Genomic DNA, 20695 nt, shown 5'->3' with positions numbered 1-20695 from the left:
ATGAACGCAGTCGGTATTCCAGAACCGTTTCCCGCGAAGCCACACCTATGGGTGGAGACGCTGTGGCTGCTGAAGTCACTGACAGCGAGTGAGCCCTTGCGCGAGATACCGCTGCGTCAAGGACTCAACCTGATCGTATCCCCGCCAGGGAAAGGCAGCTCCGGGCATGGTGTTGGGAAAACGGCTTTTTGCCAATTACTGCGGTTCGCACTGGACGACCCTCTCTGGTCCGAGGGATCGGCCTTACGTGATGAACTGCTGCAAAGCGAGGATTTGAAGGAGGGGGCAGTTGCAGCCCGTGTGCATGTCGGTGGGGAAACATGGACCGTTCTGAAGCCGTGGCGACACCAGAAGATGTACCGCGCTTCCCGTAATTTGGATTGGCGACAGCTGGCCGTCGATAACGCAGAGAACGAATATCCTGCTTACCAGGATGCACTGCGACAGCATTTTGTCGGAACCTTACCGGTTCAGGAACTGCCTGGTTCCGGGCAGCCTATTGAATGGCACCACATTCTGGCCTGGTGCTCCCGTGACCAAAACGCCCGATACCAGCATTACTTCCAATGGCGTGCAGAAGGTGTCCGGTTCAGTTTGCCGGCGAAATCGCCTCTTGCTCTCATACAGATCGTGTTGGGTCTGCTGCACGACGCCACGACGCTGCGCGACCTGGATGGCGCAGCCAAAGCTGTGGAATCCCAAAAGTCGAGGCTGGATCAGTTACGGGAGGAACCCGCGCGTTTGCTGAACCACGTGCGCCGCCAATTGGCCAATCGCCTTGAAGCGCCAATCAATACACCCTTCCGCCAGGAAGGATTGATCGAACATCCCAACCTGATTGGTATTGCCAGGCAACGCCACGAAGCCTATCAGCAGGAATTGCAATCGATCGAGGAAGAGCGAAAGGTGCTTGCACACGAGCGCCAGCGATTGCTTGAAAGGCGTACGCCGCTGAAAAGCAATCTGGACGTGATTGCCAATGAAGTCGCCCAGATGGAAGCGTTGATTGCTGGCGATATCGAGCAGTTGGAGGCGCTGCAAAACGAAGCAGCATCATTGCAACAGAATCTCTCGAAGCATTGCGATGCAGGGAATCGCCTGCTCAAAGAGTGCGACTATGTCATTCGGCGCATCGGACAAGTTCAAATTGACCGAAAGCAGCGCAGTGTGCTTCATCAGCAAACCAAAGAATCCCTTGAGAGTAGTCTGACTCCTCTGCGCCGTCGCCTGGGAGAAATAGGGGATGAGATAACGCCATTGGATAACGCACTTGCCGATATTGACGGGAAAAGTGTTGATCTGGACCAGAGGTATGCTCAAGCACTGTCGGACGATCAGCTACTCAGCGAGACTATCGAGAACTACGAATATTATGAAAGCCTCGCATCAGGAAAAACACAATCAGCTGACATGGATGCAGTACAGCGCAAGCTGGATCTAGTTCGACGCCGCTATGAGCAGTTGCAACTGCAACTTGAGAAAGAGCGCCAAGTGGTAGCAGGTCGCCGCCAAGCGATCAGTGAAGCCATGAAGGCTGTTGCCAGGTCGTTACCCTCTTTCCAGTGGGGTGTTTTCAATGATGAAGAAAAACACCGCAATCACCCCTTCCGGATGGGGCCGATGCATTCGACTACATACAAAGTGCTGGAAATTCTAGCCGGCGATGTCGCTTGCTTGCTCGATAGTACTCAGGAGCAAAGCTTCCATCCCGGGTTCCTGTTGCATGATTCTCCCCGCGAAGCGGAAATGAGCGAAAACATACTCTGGGCATTGCTCGGGCATGTCGCAGAAAACGGTGGCGACTCGCTGCAATACATCGTCACCACCTCGACAGCGCCACCTGAATCATTCAAGGCTTATGAGCGGTATAGGCTCTCAACAGATAGCGTAGACGGGCTTCTTCTTCGTAAGCGCTTGGGTGTCGAACAAGCGGCGTTGACATGAATCTTCTCCAACGCGCCCTCATCGAGAAAACCGGCCACGACAACGGCTTCGAGCACGTGCTGTCGTCGGCGGGCGATGCGGTAACACTGGCTTCGGCTCGTCATCGAAGCCAGGCGGCGGTGACAGCATTGGCCGGAGGCTTCGAGGTGCGCTTTCAACCTGCCACGCCCGCGCTGCTGCCGGAGTTGCTGCGCAGCTTCCAACCTAGGGCCGGAGCCGATGACGTGTTTTTTGTGCCAACTCTGCCAGATTTGGCGGCTCTCTTGCGCCGCACGGCCAGCCTGTCGCAAGCCTTGCCGAATCAGGCAGTGCGCGACTACCACGCGGCCGTGGTGCAAGCTGTCGAGATGATGTCTGCCGAAGCCCGGGGCACGGAAGTCGAGCGCCTGGTGCGTCAGCGCGTGGGGCAGGCGCGTTACCGCGATGCCTTGCTGACCTACTGGGGAGGTTCCTGCGCAGTGACTGGCGTCGCGGTGACTGAAGCCCTGCGTGCCAGCCATGCCAAACCCTGGGCCGAATGTGCCGACGATGCTGAGCGGTTGGATGCCTTCAACGGCTTTCTGCTGGTGGCCAGTCTCGATGCGCTGTTCGATCGCTTTCTGATCAGCTTCGACGATGCCGGGCATCTGCTGACCAGCACCCGCCTGTCCCAAAGCGATCTGCCTGGGCTTGGCATTCATTCGGGAATGACGTTGCGCTGGCTGGCCAGCGAGCACCGGCATTATTTACAGTGGCACCGCGAGCGCTTCCTGCTCGGTGCCTGATCGAAGGAAAAACATGGCCAAGGCCGAAGCAAGCGTTGAAGAACTGGTATCAATGATCGAGCGCGGCGAGCTGCGCTTGCCGGAGATGCAGCGCCAGTACGTGTGGCGTTCTACGCGAGTGCGCGATCTGCTGGATTCGCTGTATCGCGGCTACCCTTCGGGCGCAATCCTGCTTTGGGAAACCGACGAGGCTGTTCCGCTGCAGGATTTCGCGGTCAGTCAGAGCACGAATCCTTACCAGAGCACGCGGCTTCTGCTGGATGGTCAGCAGCGTCTGACATCGCTTTCTGCCGTCATTCGTGGTGAGCCAGTATCGGTGCGCGGCCGTCGTCGGCCTATCGACTTGCTGTTCAACTTGGAACATCCCGACCAGTTGGCGGTGGTGACCGAAGTGGAAGAGAACGGCGACGACGAGGACGATGTTGACGACGATAGCGAACTGATTGGTGATGAGACGGACTCGACCGAGGACGAACTGCTCAAGCGCTTCAACAAGATGACTTTCGTAGTGGCCACGAGGAAGCTGGAGCAGTTGCCGCATTGGATGAAAGTGTCGGAAGTATTCAAGACCGACAACGATGCGCCTTTCCTAAAACGTGCCGGTATCAGTGGTTTTGACGATCCGCGGTACGAGAAGTACAGCCAACGCCTGGCCCGTCTACGTGGCATCCGCAAGTACGTTTATCGGATGGACGTGCTGGAACGCACGCTTTCCTACGATGAGGTCACGGAAATCTTCGTCCGGGTCAATTCACTGGGAGCCAAGCTGCGCAGTTCCGACTTGGCTCTGGCTCAGATCACCGCCAAGTGGCGGCACTCGCTGCAGACGTTCCAGGATTTCCAGAAGGCATGCGCCAAGACAGGCTTTGACCTTGATCTCGGTTTGCACTTGAAGAATCTGATGGCGTTTGCCACGGGTCAATCACGCTTTCAGATCGTGGGTAGTCTGAATGTGGAGAAGCTGCAGAAGGCATGGAAAGAAGCCCGCGATGGCATGGAATTCGCGCTCAACTTCCTGCGCAGCAATCTTGGCATCGATAGCCCGGCACTGTTGTCGTCGCCTTTCCTGCTAGTGGTGTTGGCGTATTTCGGGCATAGCCGCAACTATGCGCTGAGCAACGATGAGGCCCGCCAACTGCGCTACTGGGCGCTGATGGCCAATGCCAAAGGCCGCTTCTCCCGAGGCTCCAGCGAAACCATTCTGGATCAGGATTTGGCAAATATTCGTCAGGGCGGAGCGGTGAGCGAGCTGATCGACCGGCTGCGCCTGCAGTTCGGCCGCCTGGACATTACCGCGGAGGAGCTGGAAGGCCGCAACCAGCGCAGCGCGCTATTCAAGACCATGTTCCTGGCTTTCCGCGCTGCCGGTGCGAAAGATTGGCGCAGCCATCTGGCCATTGCTCTGGATCATTCGGGCGTCCAGCATCGCTTGCAGTTCCATCACATCTTTCCCAAAGCCGTACTAAAGACCAGCTTCACTGCCCGCGAGGCGGATGACATCGCCAATCTGGCCTTCATCGGCGGCAAGACGAATCGCGCGATCAGCGACAAGGCCCCGGCGGTTTACCTGCCCCCGCTGGTGGACGAGCTTGGCGAGCCAGCGTTCTCAGCACAGTGCATCCCGGTTGAGGCATCGCTGCTGGAAGTGGAAAGCTACAAGGCTTTCTTGCTTGAGCGACGCAAGAGGATTGCAACGGCGCTGAATACGTTTGTTGGGCCTGCAGATTGAGCCGGTGGACGGCTGTGTATGTAGGCCAGGGGGCCTCATACTGCCTGACCTAGCTACCGAGGTAGATGGCAGTGATTTGAACGCGCTCGTGTCCCAACTCACGGCTGATGGTCTGACGAGCATGGCGGTCTTCTATGCGCTGCGTTGGACTTAACTCCGTGACTAATGGTCCACCTGCCGCTGGCGGCGGCCTCCCCGTCAACGTCTCATAACGGCTTTGCGCGTACTGATGGCGAAGGCCATGCATATGACTCAGACCCGCCGCCTTGCACTGTCCATCGTAGACGTGCCGCTGCTGGATGTAGGTCTTGTTTGCCGGGATCAGTGATCCTGTGCCCGCCAGGCGGTGTGCTGCGTGGAGTGCGTCGCGTTGCTCTGTCGTGGTGATGGGCACAGTTCGCTCCCGACCGCCCTTGGTCCACGATCCCTTGAGGGCGATGTGGTCGCCCCGATCCGCGTAACTGGGCTGGAACTTGATCGCTTCCTCCCGACGCAATCCGAAGGCGGCCTGTAGCTGAAGGCTCATGCGTACGTGAGCATCGGTGAGCTGTTCAAGACCTGTGCCCAGTTCCCGGGCCTTACTGATATTGGTTACATAGCGGCGCTCGGCTACGCCAAGCTGCGTGTTGTCTGCCGGCAGGATGCCGGCCTTGCCGATCTTCTCCGCCCACCAGCGCAGGAGAGAGAGCCGATTCTTGATGGTGCCAGACGACAAGCCTTCTTCCTGCCAGCGATCCAGCAGCGCCTGGACGTGCTTGCCCTTGAGCGATGAGGCCTTCATCTGCCGGAAACCGGCCTCGCGCAGTTGCCGCGCGGCCAGCGACAGCGAACGCATCCGGTCGGCCTGCGTGTTGCAGCTGCCGTCACGGTTGCGCTGGCAAAGCTGCCGCAGGGTGTAGGTCAAGTCGTCCATCTTCCGGCCTCCAAGCAAAGCGCCGTACTGCCTTGTCCTGAAACTCAATGGTTAGTGTTGGTGCCAACTCGCCAAGGCGAGATCCCGTGAGGGCAAGGGCATGGTGTTCAGGAGACACCAGAGCCTCGAATGAGGCGTCCGTCTTGCTCCCTGCTGGAAGCCCGGACGGAGGTACTACAAGACGAAAGTGATGCGAACGTGGACGAGTCCTCCTATGAAGTGAGTGGGATGAGAAATGCAGCGGCGGCCTGTGCGTTGCGGACAGGTAATTGCCGCAAGGGACAGTGCGCCAGGTGGCGCGGTAGGGATGAGTTCAAACAGACGAAGAGGGCTCCGCCCTGGGTAGGGCCGGTATGCGGTCGGAGCCTGGGCATACCTGGGGTGGCTCCACCCTGTCGGGCCAGCGCTTGCAGGAACCTGCGCTGTTGGGGGGGGCGATGTACGAAGCCCATCGGTCTTGGCAACTGCCCGGTCAATGTAGTGCGGACATCATCATGTAGGCCGCACGCAATAGGAACTGGCTTTCGCCCGCATTGTTTGCGGTGTTGCGTGGGGCGTCACTGCGGCGTGCAGTGACGCCCTGTTTCGCAGCAGCATTTACTAGGCAGGATGCGGCTGCCATCCCCTGGCCTGCATTGCCTGCGCTGCGATGTCCCCAGCGTTCGTCGAGGTGTTCATGATCTTGCGGATGTTGGCGATGTGCGCCAGGGCGGTTTCACGCGATGCCGGTTGCGCAGTCGGTTCTGAGCGGTCTTCGGTACGCGGCGGAGCTGCAGGCCGATTCTCGGCAGTCCGTGGGGTGGCAGACATCTCCTTACGTCCTGCCCACAGACGGAACTCGCCAGCAAGTACGCGCTTCACCAAGGCGAAGAAGTAGGCCACGACATTGCGTACGGTGCCGCTCTGGCTGCGTGCTTGCAACTCATCGAGTACTTCCTGGCGATGCTGCGGCGGCAGCCGCCGCAAGGCGGCCTGCACGTCCTTTTGCTGATCTGCCTGGGCATTGCTCAGGCAAGGCGGCAAGCTCACCGACTGCGATGCCGGATCGCCGTCGCCTTCGCGCGCGCGGTACGTACGTTCTTTTTTATACATATACGTCTTATACGTACTGCCCTGCTCAGCCGTCATGTGGCGAGCGTGTCCGGTCTGTTGCGGAACAAGCGTGCTGCCAGCGGAATCTCCAGGCAATGGCCGTGGGGTGGTTGCCTCGTTCACCTGCGGCGGCGTCGTCGGGGGCAAATCATCGTCATCACCGAGCTGATCGTGGGCCGCAATGGAAGCGGCTTCAGGTGCCTGCGCCAGCGTTGCCTGAATGTGGACGGCCACCCGATCCACTTGGTTGTTTTCGTGGCCGATAGACGCGTGCAGAAGCGCGGGCAGACTGGCATCGAACGCGCAGGCCTGCTGGAAGCCGAGGGCGCTTTCGTGAACCTGATACAGCTCGCTGAGCACATGGCCGGTCAGCGGATCGCGTTGCTGGCCCACCAGACTGATCCACCCCGTCAGCCGAAGCACGATGAGAACGCGCCGGGCCGTCTCGTACCCGGCCCGCTGCCCCAGCGGGATAGAGGTGAGATAGCGGCGCAACTGCCCCAGGTTCGCCAGCGGGCTGATACCCTCCGCAGAGCGGAGCATGCGTAGTACCTGCCAGCCATTGCGCTCCAGCGGCGTGAGGCGGGCATCGAGCATGAGCGAGGCCGGCGTAGTAAACAGGGTGTCTTGCCCCAGCGGGTTGCGGTGAGTGTGATGGTCTGCCATGAGAGTTCTCCGAGGTCTGAGCCACAGCGGCCCGTTCCCCCGCATCTCATCGCGTACTGTTCCATGCGTCAGCCAACAATGCGGTCTGCGCCATAGCCGTTTTATCCGGGAGGCGCAGCGCTGGCACCGGCATCCAGACTGATCTATCATCCCGATACCCCTATGGGGGTACAACTGGGGGTACTTCCAGCGATTCCCGCAAAGCCCGTAACGCGATTTCCCCGCGAAACCTAGCATTCACGGCCCTTTGCCGACCGATCAACGTTTAAACGTGTGATCAACGTCTAAGGATTTCTTGGAAATCAGGAACGCTTGGTAGTGCCGTGTGCATGGTTAGACCTTTTGAAATCAAGGGCTTGCCATACATATTGGCCTTCCAAGCGTTTTTTTGTTCATTGATGTCTGAAAACAGCACTTTGCATCACCACCAATATGATCAGTGGCCAACATGATGCCCGGCATCTGCCCATAAAGAATCGAAGGCGTTTTCCCCTAGGGAAAACGCAAAGCCCAAAGTGTATCTTTTTGTTATAGTGTCGGCTCGCTTGTTCTAATGCATAGCGTTGGTATGTGCTATGACCTACGTACTTGGAGATACGATGCTGAATGGTTTGATCAAGGTGGGCGTGGTGCTCAGCCTGTCTGCTGTAATCGCAGGATGCGCTACCGAGCGCTCACAAAGTGTAGTTGTTCCAACAACGGCAGCCGCAGCCACTCGTGCTACCTACCAAGGTGAGCGTAGCCCGATTTCCATTGGTAAGTTTGATAACCGTACCAACTACTTGCGTGGTGTGTTTTCCGACGGCGTGGATCGTTTGGGAGGACAAGCCAAAACAATTCTGACTAGCCATTTGCAGCAAACAGGCCGTTTCCAGGTGCTGGATCGTGACAACCTGTCCGAGATTGCTCAAGAGGCGGGTTTCAATAAACAAGCCAGTCAGATCAAGGGAGCGCGTTACGTTGTGACGGGCGACGTGACGGCGTTTGGCCGCAAAGTGACTGGGGACCAGCAGTTGTTCGGGATTCTCGGGCGCGGCAAGGAACAGACGGCCTATGCCAAGGTTGATCTGAATGTGGTCGATGTCAGCACATCGGAAGTGGTTTTCTCTGCTTCGGGTGCGGGTGAATACGTTTTGTCGAACCGGGAAGTCATTGGCTTTGGTGGCACTGCCGGCTACGACTCCACCCTGAACGGGAAAGTCCTGGATCTGGCTATTCGTGAAGCGGTTGATCACTTGATCGAAGGCATTGAACGAGGCGCCTGGAAGCCTGCTGGCAAATAAGAGGCGGCCATGAGTTCACTTATGTTTTCCAACAAGGCCCCACGGTGTCCGCGCCTGTGGCGTGGTCTGCGCTGGGCGGGTATCTGCCTGTCAGTCGGTGTGCTGACGGCCTGCGCACAACCCAAAAGCCTGTATAGCTGGGACTCTTACCAGCCTATGGTGTATGCGTATCTGCAAGAAGAGGGTGAGGACTATGCAGCACAAGTCCAAACTCTTGAAGAGAATGTAGAGTCGGCGCGTGCGACTGACCAGGCCTTGCCGCCCGGTTTTCGAGCACATTTGGGCTTGCTCTATTTGAAGCTGGGTGATGGAGCGAAGGCCGTGGAGCAATGGGAAGGTGAAAAGAATGCTTTCCCGGAGTCGTCGCCATTCATGAACTTCTTGTTGCGCCACACCACGGCGCAAGCAGATGTACCCGCCCAAGCTCAATAAAAGGTTATTCCATGATCAATAATTTGATGCGGGTAGCAATGCTATCCCTGGCGATGACTTTGGTAGGGTGTGCTGCTCCACAGGCCGAAGTTGACTACTCGGCATTTCGTGAAAGCAAACCTGCTTCTATTCTGGTGCTTCCGCCGCTTAACGATTCTGTGGATGTGGCTGCCACTTCGGCGGTGCTGTCGCAAGCGACCATGCCATTGGCAGAGTCCGGTTACTACGTCCTGCCTGTCGCGGTGATGGAAGAAACGTTTAGGCAGAACGGGTTGGTCACACCAACAGATATCCACGATGTGCCAGCACCCAAATTGCGCGAGATATTTGGCGCAGACTCGGCACTATATATGACGGTGAAAGAGTACGGTGCGCAGTACGTCGTGCTGGCCAGTACGGTCACAGTTAGTATTGAGGCCGACTTGGTAGATCTGCGCACGGGTACCAAGCTGTGGAGCGGACAGAAGTTGGTCAGCTATGCGGGTGGTAGTGGTGGTGGGATTCTGGGCATGTTGATTCAGGCTGTGGTCGATCAGGTGATCAACACCTTGTCGGATCGTGGCTATCAGGTGGCCGGGATGACAAACCAGGCGCTGCTTAGCGCAGGCCAGCCTGGCGGCATACTTTATGGCCCCCGTTCGCCGCATTACGAAACACAGTAATGTGAGCCCTGCCCACTGGGCAGTATTCGTCAGCACCTTATGGACTGAACACCCGATGAAACTCATCGGGTGTTTTGCTTTCAAGCAATCGCCTGATCATCTTCCTGCTGCTTGCTCAAGCAACACATCCGCTCAATAAACCGGCGTTTCCCTGCTCGTCGCCAGATACTGACTGGGCGGCTGCCCTAATGCACGACGAAAAATAGTAGAAAACGCGCTGGGGCTGCTAAAGCCCAGATCCGAGGCCACTCGGGTTATCGGCTCCCCATTCCCCAAACGAGTAATTGACACCAGCAGGCACATTTGCTGCCGCCAGGCCAGGTAGGTCATGCCCATATGCTCCTTGAAGCGGCGGGTGAAGGTGCGGCGGCTTAGCATGGCCCAGGCGGCCATTTCGTCTGTAGAGATGTTCTGGGTCGGATTATCCAGAAAGCGCTGGCATGCGGCCCCTAATCTGCTGTCAGAGGGCAGGGGAGCACTCAGGCCCAGTCTGGGCATCAGCCGGATTTCTTCCACCAGCAAACCAATGACGTGATGAGTACGTCCGCAGTCAGTCCGTTCAGCCGGTAGCTCCATGGCCGCGCTGAACAGGTGCCGCAGCAGGGGGGAGACGCCGAACACCTGGCAATTATCCGGCAGTTGCGCCTGCTCGATGGCTTGGGGTGTCAGATAAGTGTTCACCATGGTGACATCACCGCGCATGTGCATTTCATGCGCCACACCCGGAGGTACCCACAGCGCCCGTTTGCTGGGCACTACCCAATTTCCTTTCTCCGTGAACATCGACAGGACCCCCGACGCCGCATAAGCCAGTTGCCCGCACTGGTGCACGTGGTTGGGAAAAATCGATCCTGATGTGAAGGCGCGCAGGCTGACTTCCACATCCCAGTTCGAGTTTTCCAGAGGGTAGTCATTCAGAGAAATACTCATGGCCCAATTTTGCCAAAAACTGACCCGCTTTTAAAGGTGTGAAAGGGCACACCTTCGTAAGATCACCAGACATTTAACGACTCGGGGATTCGAAACCCCGGTCTTGTCTGGAGCTGTCGGACATGCAAAAAAAACACCTGATTCCTGCCATTTTGGTCACGCTGGTTTGGGGAGTGAATTTTCCGATCACCAAGCTGGGGCTGCTATCCATGGAGCCTTTCCTGCTGACGGGGATACGCTTTACCTTGGCGGCTTTGCCGTTGGTGTTCTTTATCCCCAAGCCGAATATTCCATTCCGCTATGTCGTCATTTATGGCTTTATCTTTGGCCTGGGCATGTGGGGGATTATTAACTATGGCATTGAGGTGGGTGTCCATCCGGGCGTGGCCTCGCTGCTGATTCAGCTTAGCGCCTTCTTTACCATGGGCTGGGGCGCCTTGCTGTTCAAGGAGCGCTTGCGAGCCACGCAGTTGCTGGGAGCCGTGATCGCGTTTGTGGGGCTGGTGGGGATCCTCTTGTCGCAAGGTGGTGGGGATGCCACCTTTGGGCTGGTGCTGGTCGTGCTCAGTGCCGTGTCCTGGAGTATCGGGAATGTGATCATCAAGCTCTCTGGTGTGAAGGAGATTTTCTCGTTCATGGTGTGGGCCAGCTTGTTCCCGCCTATCCCGCTATTTATCGTCTCGTACTGGCTGCATGGGGCCGAGCCTTTCACCACCTTGCCAGAGGCGATCAACCTGATGTCGGTGATGTCGATTCTGTTTCAGGTCTATCTGGCAACGTATTTTTCTTACTGGGGCTGGAATTCCTTGCTCAAGCTGTACCCGGTTTCCACGGTGGCGCCTTTGTCTTTGTTGATCCCGGTGTTTGGGCTGGGTAGTTCCATGCTGATACTGGGCGAGCAGGTTAGCTTTGTGGAGGCCCTGTCTATCAGCGCCATTATTGCGGGTCTGGCCTTTGGGCTTTATAAAGGGCCGGTGCGTCCGGTTTCCTATTCAGCGACGCGTTAGGAGCTTTGGGGTTTGCCAGTAGGCGCAGAGTCCTTGTACGAGGAGCTGTCTACGGAGCCGGCCTAGACTTTGGAGTATGCGCGTCTGGCTTATGTCGGTCAGGTGGCGGATCGCTGTGACACAAGGGGAGAGGAAGCAGAACGTTTGGCGCAGGAACTACTTGGGAGCCTTAAGCAGGCTTTGTAAGGGTGCGTCAAAAATCACGCGGCTTTGATGCTTTGGAAAGCGTCAGGTTTCTCGCATAGAGGCAGTGAGTTTGATCGTGATATTTCAATTCGCTAAGCACAGTAGCTTCAAGACCTTGTTGTTAGTGGGCAATTGCTGCTGAATTCGGCCCTCGGATCCACCGCCCTCAGTGGTCGCAGCCAAGATAGCGGGGGCGAGTCACCCATGTTTTTTCATCGCTACCAGGGTAGTCGTCTCCAGTGTTATCCGCGCCGCCTACAGCCTGCTGGGTCTGCAAACCTACTTCACCGCAGGCGTCAAAGATGGCGGCGTGCAGAACTTCTCGTTCAACGTCTGACCTGTGCCGAGGCAATAGAGTAAGGCTGGAGTGGGGGTATTGGTGTTCAAGAGCCCCCGCTTCAGCTTGTAGGTGTGTTTAGATTGATACTGAGGAAAACCAGGGTTCCCTGTGAGTTTGATTCAATATTGAAACTTCCCCCCAGACGCTGAGCGCGAGCAGCCATGCTCCGCATGCCTACACTGAGTCCGGCATTGAGTACGGAGTCCACGTTAAATCCAATGCCATCATCCTGAATACGTATATGTAGTGAGTCTGTGTCGGCTTGAGAGCAGACAATAGTGACTGATCGGGCGGCGCTGTGTTTAATAACGTTGGCCAACGCTTCTTCGATCAAACGAGTCAGGGCCAGACATATCAGGGTGCTAGGCTGTGTTTTCCAATGTTGATCCAGTTGCCAAGTGGACTGAATATTCAATTGCTCGAATAATCGCGTGAAGCGATGGCGTAACGGAGCAGCCCATTGAATGGGGGAGGTCGGAGCATTGGCCCCAGCGCTGGAGCCGTGGTCAATGACCTGACGCAAGTCGTCCCGCAAGGTTTTTAGCAAAGAGAGCATACGTTCGTTAGACAGTGCTACGGACGACTGTTCAACAAAGGCCATACTGCGCACCAGACTACCACCTAGGCCGTCGTGCAGATCATGCACGATGTCCAGGCGTTCACGGAGTGTGGCGTGTCGGATGGCCTGCGCATGTTCTCGCTCCAAAACGTCTTTCAGACTCTGGCGAGCAAGGGCGATACCTTGCTCCAGTTCAGTATTGAACGATTCAATACGTTGCATGTATAGAACTAGACGTGCTCCTAGCAGGGATGCCATGACTAAAGTGGCCATGAGACCCGCTATGGCCCCCCACATTTGATGGGCTTGCCAGCCTCCCAACAGACGTATTAAGTCGTGAATGCCGACGATAAGGAAAATGAGCCAACATGCGGCCAATAACAGGTGCTGAGGCTGTGGGTTGCGCCAGGCGATGATTTGGCAGTGCACACACGTAGCTAGAAAGATCAGGGCAGACGTTAGCCAAACCAGTTCAACTAGCGGACGGGGGGCGAAAAGCGAGATCAGTATACCCAAGGCGTTACATAACCAGAGGATGCGTTCTATGCGTGGCAGTGTTTGTCCGGTGAAGCGCCATGTGAACAAGCAAAAGCTCAATACATAAAGTTGAAAGCTGATATTGTTGGCGCGGGAGTACCAGAGTGTTGAGTTAAATGGCCAAGGAGACAGAGCCAGAATAGTAGACAGATAGACTACCCAACATAAGGACATGACAGCGTACCAGCCGTAGGCCCGTTCGCTACGGCGCAAGCACCAGACAGCAAAGAACACGCAGCCCAGTGCACTGGATAGGCCCAGGGTGATGTAGTAAATCAAGCGTTGACGCCAGACACTTTGAGTGTGCGTTTGTTGAATATCGGTGGCCAAACCGATCTTGACTCTCCCCAAGCCTGGTGACAAGGTGGCGGGGCCGGAAGTACGTATCCAGATGGTGTTTTCTCCGGCCAGTAAGGCAGGGGCAGGCAGTGTCCACCAGCGGGGCATATTCCAACTCATGGATAGAGGTTCGGTAAGTGATCGATCTCGCCAGAGTAAGGTGGAGTTAATGTAAATTTCTCCGGCCATGCTGATGCCGTCCACACTTACGCCAATGGGGGTGCGGAGTAGTTCCTCAAAAGGGCAATTTGTAGCCCAGGTGAGTTGATACCAGACAGCTCCTTCATGCCTTGGCCAGCGTGTTGTCCACAGATCAGGCAGGGTAATAGTCGTCCACCCGGTATCTGGTTTGACTGCGAGCTTATTGGTTTCAGGAGCCGCGCTGATTAAGAGGCTGTTGGGGATGCAATTTGGATTTCCTAAGGCGGGCTTACCCCAGAGGCTCAGTGTGATTAGCAATAAATACAGTAAGTGCGCTCCAGCGCGCAGGCTCATGGAATGACCCCACGTGCCCGTGCAGTCTTGATGGCCAGCGTTCGTGAGGAAACTGCCAATTTGCGATAAATCCGTTTGACGTGGCTTTCTACCGTGTGGTGCGATAGAAACAACCGTTCGGCTATTTCCCTATTGGTCAGGCCATCAGCCACCAGAAGTAGTATTTGTCGTTCACGGTCACTCAGTCGCTCTTCTTGGGGGGCGCTGATGGTGGTAGGGAGGGTTGGCAATAGCTCGAGGATGCGTCGCGCAATAAATGGATCGATCGGGGCACCACCCCGCAGCACACTGCGTATTGACATAGCTACCTCAATATCATCCCGTTCCTTCAAAACATAACCGGTAGCCCCTGCACGCAACGCGCTCAAGATGGATTCTTCCGTGCTCCAGGCCGAGATAACCAGTATCCCCAGTCCTGGGTCATCTTTGCGCATCGCTTCTATCAGGCTTAGTCCGTTGCCATCGGGCAGCATCAAGTCGACTAGGGCTAGAGCGACAGGGCCCATATCTAGGCAGTCCCTGGCTTGTGCCAATGAACCCGCAAATAGTAAGGCGTCTTGTGGGTAGCCGAGTTGCAGCAAAATGTCTTGTAAACGCCGCTGCAGCAACGGCTCATCCTCGACGACCAGGACAGGGACCGGCAGGGCAATATCAACGGGAAGGAATAAAGAATCGCTCATGCCTGAAATCGGAGTGGTGGCTGTAGAAGGGGGAGGGTGGAATCCACATCTCTTAGTGTCCTGGCATTCTAAGAGTATTAATACGCTTTGGACATGAGCAAAGCTGAAATCTTGCAGTGGGGATTGCAAATTACCGGGTTTCAGGGATATGGCAAAAAATGTCAGCACCGTAATATCTGGACATTAACTAAATTGCTGGGTCGTGAGGTGGTTCTATGACTCAGCGTTCCCATTTGATGGTCTATTTATATTCAATTACGGATCTACTATGTTTAAAGTCAGCTCATTTTTGCTTTCTGTTGTTGTGTTGGGTGGTAGCGTGTTGCCTACGACAGCTTCGGCAGCGGACCGGCGCGTAAAACTCGTTAACAAGTCGGGTGTTACCTTGGTGGAGTTCCACGCTTCGCGTTCGAAGGTTGGGGATTGGGAAGAAAATATTATTGCAGGCCAGCCATTGAGGTCTGGTCAATCCATGATCGTGAATGTTGATGATGGCACGGGCGCCTGTGAGTACGATTTTATGGGTACGTTTTCTGATGGTGATGTTGTGACTAGTATGGAGAATGACGTTTGCGTGTTGGAAGAGTTTACGTTTGAGTAATCCAGATAGATCTTGATCTATCCGTACATTTTGGTCGTGCCATAAGCACGTTTAATTGGCGAATTAAAGTACGGATGTCGCACCTTGTACGTATGCTTCTTTTCTTTGGGGGTCATATAGACAAGGCAGCCTGGAGAGAATTCAGCTCAGACTTTATACAGGCAGGGTGGTCAATTTATTGCTTGTCTTGCGAAATGGTCGGTGTGTCTGTGTGAGGCCAGTGCATAAGGGTTGAGTTTTTTCAGGCGGTGAGATCTTGGTCGGATGGCGTAAGTTCACCAGTACTTCATTTTGTCTCTGACTTGAACGAGACAGGTGGCTAGTTAATGATAGATAACGGGGGCGAGTCACTGGTGTTTGTGCTTGCTACCAAGGCCGCAAGCTCCAACCTTCCTCACTAAATTCCAGACGCTTCGTCAGCCCAAGATTGTTCATGAAGGCATCGTCGTGCGAAACCACCATCAGCGTGCCCTGGTAGCTGTTCAACATGGTTTCCAGGGCCAAGGTGGACGGCAGGTCCAGGTGGTTGCTAGGTTCATCCAGAAGCAGCAGTTGTGGTGGGGGATCAGCGTACAGCACGCAGGCCAGAGCGGCTTTTAGCCGCTCGCCACCGCTCAAGGTCCCGCTGGGGCCGGTGACTTTTTGGGCGTCTAGTCCCAGTTGTGCCAGACGCATGCGTAAGTCACCCTCGCTGCTTTTGCGGTTGACGGCCTGTATCTGTTCCAGCACGGTTTGCTGTGGATCCAGATCGGCCAAGCCCTGATCCAGATAAACATGTTGTGGCACTACTTTGCAGTGTCCAGCAAGCGGTTCCACTTGGCCTGCAATGACCTTGAGCAGCGTGGATTTCCCGCAGCCGTTCGGGCCTATGACCCCTACCCGTTGTTGGCCGTTTAGTAGCAGCGTGACTGGGGTTTGGTCGGCCGGGACATAGGGGAGTTTCACCTTATCCAGTTCCACAACGCGCTGACGGGTCAGCGGCATCAAGGGTAGGGCGTGCAGATTGATGGTGCTGTCCTGCTCAATCAATTCGGCGGCTTCCTGTATGCGTTGTGCTAACTGCTTTTGAGCCGTCACGTGTTGCTGGTGCAGTTTGCCGGTGGTGGCTTCACTGCGACCTTTTTGCCTGTCCAGCAGAATCTTGGCCTGATTGGCTTGCTTGCCCTGTTGATTCCCGCGTGCCTGTCTACGCTCTTGCCGTTGGCGTTGCTCTTGCATGGTGCTTTGCGCGCGCTGACGTTCCAGCTTGCGGTGCTCCAGCTGGTTCATGGCGCTTTGCTGTTCCAGGGCTTTCAGCTCGGCGTAGTGGCTGTAATTGCCGCCATAGCTACGCAGCCCCAGGGAAGATAGCTCCACAATGCGCTCCATTGTGTCCAGCAGTTGGCGGTCATGGCTGATGAGCAGCAGGCCGTGGGGCCAGTGTCGTAATTGCTCGATCAAGGCAAGCCGGTTGTTGCGATCCAGGTGGTTGCTGGGCTCATCCAGAATCAGGAAATCGGCCTGAGACAGCAAGGCATTGATCAGCGACACCCGCATGGCCTGGCCGCCGCTTAACGTTTCGGCAGGTGTCTCGGCATTGAGATGCCCTAAACCATTGCGCTCCAGCGCTTCTTGCAATTGCTGCCGAATATCCCAACGGTCTTCGATCAGATTGAAGTCTTCCACGGCACTACTGCCAGCTTCAATCCGGGCCAGTGCGTCCAGGGTTGGGCCTACGCCCGCCAGATCAGCGACGCGCAAGCCATTGACGGACGCCACTTGCTGCGCCAGATAATGGACTTTTCCCGATCGCAGGCAATGACCGCTGCTGGGTTGGAGTTGCCCAGCCAGGATTTGAGCCAGAATGGTTTTGCCCACGCCATTGCGTCCGACCAGGCCTGTGCGCCGCGAGTCGAAGGTTTCGTTCAGTTGGAAAAACAGAGTCTTGCCTTGCGGCAAGGTATAGGAGACGCCTTCCAGCGTCAGATAAGGATTCGTCATACGAGATGCTTGCATTAATGCCAAGAACTCCCCCTGCGTGATGGGGGTGGGTGGAGACTGGCCGTCTAGGGGACGGCGGCATTAGTGGCGCATTAGACGAATACCTCAGGGGAAATGAGTCGAAGCCACACTATAAAAGGATTTTGCCGGGAAGGTAAAGCCGGCCGGGCTCTCAAGAGAGCGTTGAAAGTCGTGTCATCTCATCACAGGAGCTGGTTTGGATTCAGAAGCCTGGGCTTGTCTTACGGTTTGGAGATCTTGTCTTACCGGTTTCAGCGCGGTGGGGGCTTTGTTGCTGTAGGTCGCTTGAAATAACGAGCCGCGCGAGACGGCCACCCAGCAGGAAATGAAGTTTATTTCCTGACGTTTATTCAATAAAGTGGAGTCCTCGGCTTTTCATCCTCTGCGTCGTTTCATGTCTGGGGGCCAGGATCAGGAGTGCCTTTTCTCTCCCATTCCGGGAAGCTACACCATTTTGAAGGAATGCCATGAACACGTTCAATTTGCCTGCTCGCTCGATTGTGTATGTGCAGGATGTGTATTGCGGTTGGTGCTGGGGTTTTGCCGAACGCATGGCCGAGTTCGAGGTGGCCAACAAGCACCGAATACCGTTTACCGCCGTTTCAGGGGGCTTGTTCGTGGGTGATCGGGCTGCTCCCATGTCCCGCTACCCTTACATTTCCGAGTCCAACAAGCGCATCACGCAAATGACAGGGGCGAGGTTTGGGGCTGCTTATCAAGCTTTGGCAGAGGAAGGGACTACGGTTATGGACTCTCTGGATGCGGCAACTGCCTTGGCTGTGCTGCGTGCGCAAGACTCGGAGCGGGCCATTCATTGGGTACACGAGTTACAGCAGGCCTTCTACGTGAACGGACGCAGCTTGTCGGATCAGGAGGTCTGCCTGGGGATTGCCGCTGCCGGTGGTCTGGATGTGGAGATGGTTCGACGCCATTTGACTGACGGTTCAGGTCGGGAGCAAGCCTTGGCGGACTTCGCGTTGGCGCGAGCCTTGGGCGTGCAATCCTATCCGACCTTATTGTTTGTGGATGGTCGAGAAGTGACGCCGCTACCTGCGGTTGGGACCCCTTTGGAAATGCTGAATCAGTCCTTGGACTCCTTGTTGGGCTGATCAACATTTAGCCATAGTGTGCTGCGCTTGGCTAAAAGGCTGGCAAGGAGCAATTAAAAACGCCATGCAAAAGCATGGCGTTTTCTATTCAAACCTGGGAGGGCTTAGCCGCGTCTTAAGGGCGCAACACACACATCCGGGTTGTCTGCCAAGGACACAAACTTCATGCTGCCACCGTCATAGGCGTCGATGGTGCCCGACTCAATGTCGTAGACCCAGCCATGCAAGGTCAAGCGGCCTTCGGACATGGCCAGACGCACCGAAGGGTGGGTCTGGATATTGGCCAGTTGGGCCACCACGTTTTCACGCACCATGGAAGCAATACGTTCCTGCTCGTTGGCGTGGGTGCGGGCTTCATTGACCAGACGTGCCGAGTCGGCATAACGCAGCCAGTGCTCCACGGCAGGCATGTGGTCCAGGCACTGACAGGAAGCAATCGCGGTCATGGCGCCACAGTCCGAGTGACCACAGATCACGATATCGGACACGCGCAGGGCGGACACGGCGTATTCCACCGAGGCGGTCACTCCACCGGGTTCCGGGCCGTAGGAGGGAACGATGTTGCCAGCGTTACGAATCACGAATAGATCACCGGGTTCACGTTGTGTCACCAGCTCTGGGACCAGACGGCTATCGGAGCAAGAGATAAACAAAGCGCGGGGGTTTTGTTGTGTGGCCAGATTTTTGAAGAGCTTGGCGCGCTTGGGATAGGCTTCCCGTTGGAATTTCAGGAAACCGTCGATAATGTCTTTCATCCTTGTCCTTGTAGTTCGGCTTGGATAGAAGATTAACGCTTCATGGTCATAAGGTAAAATACCGAATTCTGATGCTTTCCATTGGGTTTACTTATAGAAAGGCCCTGTATGCTTTTGCGCCATCTTAATTACTTTCTGGCGGTTGCCCAGTATCAAAGCTTTACCCGCGCTGCGCGTGCCTTGCACGTGTCTCAGCCGGCCTTGTCACAACAGGTGCGTCAGCTGGAGGAACATCTGGGCGTGCAACTGTTTGATCGTACTGGGCGGCTGGTGCGTTTAACGGATGCGGGTGAGGTCTATCTGCGTTATGCCCGCCAAGCCTTGCAGGATCTGGAAGAAGGACGGCGGGCCTTGCATGATGTCAGTGACTTGAGTCGAGGCTCCTTGCGTGTGGCGGTGGCACCGACGTTTACTTCTTACCTGATTGGCCCTTTGGTGGAGGCCTTTTACCGGCGCTATCCCAATGTGCGCCTGGTGGTGCAGGAAATGTTGCAGGAGCGCGTGGAAACGCAACTGGTCGAGGACGAGTTGGATATTGGTATTGCTTTTGAAAAGCCCACGTCAACTGCGGTGGAGTTCCAGCCATTATTGGTGGAGACCTTGGCGTTGGTCATGAGTCGTACCCACCCTTTGGCCGAGCGACGCAGCATTGATAGAGACACCTTGACGCGTGAGTCCTTGGTGTTGCTAACGCCGGAATTTGCCACACGTGAACAGATCGAACGTTATTGCCGACAGCATGATCTGGACTTGAAGGTATCGATGGAGTCGAACTCGCTCAATGCCGTGATCGAGGTGGTGCGGCGCACGGGTCTGGCGACCTTGCTGCCTGCTGCGATTGCCAGCAATAGCGAGTATTTGGTGGCGGTGAGTCTGGAACCGGCCCCGCCACAACGGCGGGCTATTTTGATGCAGCGCAAGGGCGCTTACCAGTCCGCTGCCATGCGCGCCTTTATTGAGCTGGCGCTGAAATACGGCGCGGCATCGACGTTTTAAAGGAGGTGTCGGGCAGAGCGATTGTGATGCGCTACTGCAGGCACCTTATAGCGACACCAGCACACTTTGCTTCAGAGGGCGCAGCTCGCTTTCTACAGCCGGTTTGCCCTCGTTCAAATGGGCGACCAGATCGACTGTGGTCGACATGCGTGTCAACATCAAACAGGTCACTTCACCCTGGGCAACACGGCTGCTGTGCCAGCAACCGGGCTGCATGCACACACCTTGCCCTTGAGCAATGCGGAAGGCTTGCAGGGTGGACAAATCCGGGCCGCCTTCGGCTGTGCTTTCGGCCACGATATGGATCACTTCGCCAGTCAGCGGGATCAGTGCCTGTTGCGTCAGCAGGTGATTTTCCAGGGTTGTGATGGTGGGATCCTGAATACGGTAATTCACCCATAACACTTCGGTCTGCTTGTTTTGACCTGTGTCAAACGCATGTTCGTGCCAAAAGTCTGTGGCGGCATTGCTGAAAGCAGCCGTCGCAGGTGCAGTAGCCAAGCCTTTCCCTAACATCCAGCCATAAGGCTCAAACGCCTCTGGGCTTAGCGGCTGGGGAACCAGATTAATTGAAGTATTCATGATCAATCACGTGAAGAAAGTGCTATGGCGGCATATTAGCAAAAATGGCAACTCGGGTCAGGATTGGCCTAGATCAATAAGCTTGAGTTTCTG

The 20695-nt window shown here is 55.9% G+C and carries 19 protein-coding genes; 11 read left to right on the top strand and 8 right to left on the bottom strand.

All coding sequences use genetic code 11. From position 1 onward, the window contains the following. Genes CA948_RS12070 through CA948_RS12060 form a run of 3 tightly spaced genes read left to right on the top strand, consistent with a single transcriptional unit; the run spans position 1 to position 4437 of the window. Positions 1-1944: a chromosome partitioning protein ParA gene (locus tag CA948_RS12070; protein WP_108728116.1), complete on the top strand. Its 1944-nt coding sequence runs from the start codon at positions 1-3 to the stop codon at positions 1942-1944. Continuing rightward, positions 1941-2708 (top strand): HNH endonuclease, encoded by a 768-nt coding sequence (locus CA948_RS12065; RefSeq protein WP_108728115.1) that lies wholly within the window; start codon positions 1941-1943, stop codon positions 2706-2708. Before CA948_RS12070 ends, CA948_RS12065 begins: the two co-directional genes overlap by 4 nt. 13 nt (positions 2709-2721) lie before the next feature. Further along, positions 2722-4437: a DUF262 domain-containing protein gene (locus tag CA948_RS12060; protein ID WP_108728114.1), complete on the top strand. Its 1716-nt coding sequence runs from the start codon at positions 2722-2724 to the stop codon at positions 4435-4437. 49 nt (positions 4438-4486) lie between these two features. Here CA948_RS12060 and CA948_RS12055 read toward each other — a convergent pair whose 3' ends face one another. Then, entirely contained in the window at positions 4487-5350 is an 864-nt protein-coding gene (locus tag CA948_RS12055) for an integrase domain-containing protein (protein WP_108728113.1), read from the bottom strand. Positions 5351-5703: 353 nt separating this feature from the next. Between CA948_RS12055 and CA948_RS17625 the strand changes: the two genes are divergently transcribed. Next, positions 5704-5850 carry a hypothetical protein gene (locus CA948_RS17625; RefSeq protein WP_159086135.1) on the top strand — a complete coding sequence of 49 codons (147 nt, stop codon included), beginning with the start codon at positions 5704-5706 and terminating at the stop codon, positions 5848-5850. A 100-nt stretch (positions 5851-5950) separates the two neighbouring features. On the opposite strand, the gene CA948_RS12050 is transcribed toward CA948_RS17625, so the two are convergent. Next, a complete protein-coding gene (locus CA948_RS12050; protein ID WP_162496911.1) occupies positions 5951-7108 on the bottom strand; it encodes an STY4528 family pathogenicity island replication protein in 1158 nt (385 codons plus the stop codon). Positions 7109-7707: 599 nt separating this feature from the next. Here CA948_RS12050 and CA948_RS12045 point away from each other — a divergent pair. The 3 genes from CA948_RS12045 to CA948_RS12035 are packed head-to-tail and all read left to right on the top strand — an operon-like array spanning position 7708 to position 9485. Continuing rightward, positions 7708-8391: a CsgG/HfaB family protein gene (locus tag CA948_RS12045; protein WP_094195616.1), complete on the top strand. Its 684-nt coding sequence runs from the start codon at positions 7708-7710 to the stop codon at positions 8389-8391. Positions 8392-8400: 9 nt separating this feature from the next. Beyond that, positions 8401-8823, top strand: a complete 423-nt coding sequence (locus CA948_RS12040) for a DUF4810 domain-containing protein (RefSeq protein ID WP_230019009.1) — start codon at positions 8401-8403, stop codon at positions 8821-8823. A gap of 11 nt (positions 8824-8834) precedes the next feature. Next, a complete protein-coding gene (locus CA948_RS12035; protein ID WP_094195618.1) occupies positions 8835-9485 on the top strand; it encodes a DUF799 domain-containing protein in 651 nt (216 codons plus the stop codon). 132 nt (positions 9486-9617) lie between these two features. Here the strand turns inward: CA948_RS12035 and CA948_RS12030 are convergent, their stop codons facing one another. After that, on the bottom strand, positions 9618-10415 hold the full coding sequence (locus CA948_RS12030; RefSeq protein ID WP_108728111.1) for an AraC family transcriptional regulator: 798 nt from the start codon (positions 10413-10415) through the stop codon (positions 9618-9620). A 122-nt stretch (positions 10416-10537) separates the two neighbouring features. Here CA948_RS12030 and CA948_RS12025 point away from each other — a divergent pair, with 122 nt between their 5' ends. After that, on the top strand, positions 10538-11422 hold the full coding sequence (locus CA948_RS12025; RefSeq protein ID WP_108728110.1) for an EamA family transporter: 885 nt from the start codon (positions 10538-10540) through the stop codon (positions 11420-11422). 584 nt (positions 11423-12006) lie between these two features. On the opposite strand, the gene CA948_RS12020 is transcribed toward CA948_RS12025, so the two are convergent. After that, complete coding sequence (locus tag CA948_RS12020; protein WP_230019012.1) at positions 12007-13503, bottom strand: sensor histidine kinase; 1497 nt, start codon at positions 13501-13503, stop codon at positions 12007-12009. Positions 13504-13874: 371 nt separating this feature from the next. Further along, complete coding sequence (locus tag CA948_RS12015) at positions 13875-14558, bottom strand: LuxR C-terminal-related transcriptional regulator (protein WP_108728108.1); 684 nt, start codon at positions 14556-14558, stop codon at positions 13875-13877. Between the two features lie 268 nt (positions 14559-14826). Here CA948_RS12015 and CA948_RS12010 point away from each other — a divergent pair, with 268 nt between their 5' ends. After that, positions 14827-15159 carry a hypothetical protein gene (locus CA948_RS12010; protein WP_108728107.1) on the top strand — a complete coding sequence of 111 codons (333 nt, stop codon included), beginning with the start codon at positions 14827-14829 and terminating at the stop codon, positions 15157-15159. A 366-nt stretch (positions 15160-15525) separates the two neighbouring features. Here CA948_RS12010 and CA948_RS12005 read toward each other — a convergent pair whose 3' ends face one another. After that, positions 15526-17139 (bottom strand): ABC-F family ATP-binding cassette domain-containing protein, encoded by a 1614-nt coding sequence (locus tag CA948_RS12005; RefSeq protein ID WP_108728106.1) that lies wholly within the window; start codon positions 17137-17139, stop codon positions 15526-15528. A 488-nt stretch (positions 17140-17627) separates the two neighbouring features. Here CA948_RS12005 and CA948_RS12000 point away from each other — a divergent pair, with 488 nt between their 5' ends. Continuing rightward, positions 17628-18269 (top strand): DsbA family protein, encoded by a 642-nt coding sequence (locus tag CA948_RS12000; RefSeq protein ID WP_108728105.1) that lies wholly within the window; start codon positions 17628-17630, stop codon positions 18267-18269. Between the two features lie 104 nt (positions 18270-18373). Here the strand turns inward: CA948_RS12000 and CA948_RS11995 are convergent, their stop codons facing one another. After that, positions 18374-19024, bottom strand: a complete 651-nt coding sequence (locus CA948_RS11995; RefSeq protein ID WP_094195623.1) for a carbonic anhydrase — start codon at positions 19022-19024, stop codon at positions 18374-18376. Between the two features lie 108 nt (positions 19025-19132). Between CA948_RS11995 and cynR the strand changes: the two genes are divergently transcribed. Beyond that, a complete protein-coding gene (cynR, locus tag CA948_RS11990) occupies positions 19133-20020 on the top strand; it encodes a transcriptional regulator CynR (RefSeq protein WP_094195624.1) in 888 nt (295 codons plus the stop codon). Positions 20021-20065: 45 nt separating this feature from the next. Here the strand turns inward: cynR and CA948_RS11985 are convergent, their stop codons facing one another. Next, positions 20066-20602: an ureidoglycolate lyase gene (locus tag CA948_RS11985; protein ID WP_108728104.1), complete on the bottom strand. Its 537-nt coding sequence runs from the start codon at positions 20600-20602 to the stop codon at positions 20066-20068. Positions 20603-20695: the final 93 nt, after the last annotated feature.

The sequence above is a fragment of the Alcaligenes aquatilis genome (assembly GCF_003076515.1).
Lineage (GTDB): Bacteria > Pseudomonadota > Gammaproteobacteria > Burkholderiales > Burkholderiaceae_B > Alcaligenes > Alcaligenes aquatilis.
The sequence above is the reverse complement of the archived record's forward strand: the minus strand, read 5'-3'. Positions and strand labels throughout refer to the sequence as shown.